This window comes from Streptococcus saliviloxodontae (genome assembly GCF_016908655.1).
Taxonomy (GTDB): Bacteria; Bacillota; Bacilli; order Lactobacillales; family Streptococcaceae; genus Streptococcus; species Streptococcus saliviloxodontae.
In genome coordinates this window covers 1-2,013 of the sequence record NZ_JAFBEI010000069.1, presented here as the reverse complement: position 1 = coordinate 2,013, position 2,013 = coordinate 1, and the positions used below count along the sequence as shown (strand labels likewise).

The 2,013-nt window shown below is 37.3% G+C and carries 3 protein-coding genes; all 3 read left to right on the top strand.

The features are described 5' to 3' along the window. Positions 1–68: 68 nt before the first annotated feature. The 3 genes from JOC31_RS09770 (at position 69) to trhA (ending at position 1,846) form a co-directional block, all read left to right on the top strand. On the top strand, positions 69–542 hold the full coding sequence (locus tag JOC31_RS09770; protein ID WP_275586122.1) for an ATP-dependent (S)-NAD(P)H-hydrate dehydratase: 474 nt from the start codon (positions 69–71) through the stop codon (positions 540–542). Between the two features lie 214 nt (positions 543–756). Then, positions 757–1,221 (top strand): DUF1836 domain-containing protein, encoded by a 465-nt coding sequence (locus tag JOC31_RS09765; RefSeq protein WP_205017954.1) that lies wholly within the window; start codon positions 757–759, stop codon positions 1,219–1,221. Continuing rightward, positions 1,196–1,846, top strand: a complete 651-nt coding sequence (gene trhA, locus JOC31_RS09760; protein WP_205017953.1) for a PAQR family membrane homeostasis protein TrhA — start codon at positions 1,196–1,198, stop codon at positions 1,844–1,846. The genes JOC31_RS09765 and trhA overlap by 26 nt, the downstream gene beginning before the upstream one ends. Positions 1,847–2,013 lie beyond the last annotated feature (167 nt).

The following is a 2,013-nucleotide window of genomic DNA, read 5'->3' as shown; positions in this document are numbered from 1 at the left end:
TAGTCATAAAAATAAGACAATAACCACGTAACGGCTACTGTCTTGATATTATTTTTTCGCTAAAAGCCTTGATAAGCTTGACAAATGGTAGAAAAGAACTTGAATTGACCAATACTTTGGTTCTGACCCCACATCAAAAAGAGTGGGAACGTTTATCAGGACTTGCCATTCAAGAACAGACTAGTTTAGCTACCGAAACTAAGCTTAAAGATTTTCCTTTTAATACTATTTTGGTCGCTAAAAGTCAGGCAACTAAGGTTTTCAGTCGAGAAAAAGAAGTCGCCATTGGAGTGGGAGGTCCCTACCAAGCGACAGGCGGAATGGGAGATACGCTGTGTGGTATGATTGCTGGTTTTTTAGCTCAATTTACACAAAGTGAGACGTTTGACGTGGTTTTTAGTGCAACTTGGTTGCATTCTGCCATTGCAGACCAGTTATCAGAGACAGCTTATCTTGTATTGCCGACACAGATTAGTCAAGCGATACCAGCTTGGATGAAGTGTATTTCCAAAGGGGAGCTTCCTCAATCAAATCCCCTATAAAAAAGTAATAGTAGTGAGAAGAACTGAACGACTAAGACCAGTTCTCCTCGCTACTTTTTTGTAAGATGATAGCTGAGCATCATAGCCTATCCAAGTTAAGAATATGATGAGATATAGTGACTAAAGTAAAAGGCGTTTATTTTTTCTTGCAAAAAAATAATGTAAATGTTATTATCTAGTTATGAAAACTAGATAATAAGGAGTTGAAGATGTGATGTACCAGAAAATCCCAACTTGGGATGAGTTACCAGATTTAGATCTTTATCTCGATCAAGTCTTGCTTATGGTCAACCAGTTGACCTATTCAGATCAGACTAAGTCTGATAAGGGATTGACCTCTTCGATGGTCAATAATTATGTTAAACATGGCCATATTGCAAAGCCTATTAAGAAAAAGTATCAAAAGCAACAAGTAGCTAGACTGATTGCGATTACATTTTTAAAAACGGTATTTTCAATCCAAGAAATCAGCCAAACCCTCAACGTCCTTCACAAGATTTACCCTTCAAATCAACTTTATGATGATTTTGTTGCTTGCATGAATGACCAAGAGGAGGGTCAAGTTCACGAATTGGTTGAAACAGCTTGTCAATCGGTGAAACTTTATTTTAAAGCTAGACGTTTAACTTATATTTTGGAAGGGGAACAGTCAGATGTCTCAGACGCTAAAACTCAGTAAACAATTATCTTTTGGTGAAGAAGTTGCCAACAGCGTGACACATGGAATCGGAGCTAGTCTTATGTTGGTACTCTTACCGATTACGGCAACCCATGCCTATAGCAACTACAATATGACAGCAGCAGTCGGGATGTCTATCTTTGTCATTTCTCTATTTCTCATGTTCTTATCATCTGCTGTTTATCATTCCATGGCTTACGGTTCTAAGCACAAGTTAGTCTTACGCGTTGTTGACCATTCCATGATTTATATTGCTATTGCAGGTTCTTACACCCCTGTAGCACTGTCCTTGGTCGCAGGTTGGATGGGCTACTTGATTATCATCCTTCAGTGGGGGATTACACTATTTGGTATTTTTTATAAGATTTTTGCTAAGAAAATTAATGAAAAATTTAGTCTTTTTCTCTATCTTTTTATGGGTTGGCTAGTACTCTTTATTATTCCAGCAATTTTGCAGAAAACCAATTTAACCTTCTGCCTCCTTATGTTAGCTGGTGGTTTGTCTTATACTGTAGGTGCCGGGTTTTACGCTAAGAAAAAACCTTATTTCCACATGATTTGGCACCTCTTTATACTATTAGCATCAGCCTTACAGTACATAGCTATTGTGTTTTATATGTTATAAAAAATGAAATCAGAACTTGAAAGAGTTCTGATTTTTTTGATAGCATCAAGTACAAAGATTATGTGAAAATGCTGGCTCTTTGTCAACTGTAGTGGGTTGACTTATAATCAGCAGCGAGAGAGAATCAGATTGGTTCTCTCTTTTTGCATGTTTAAAGCGATGAGAAT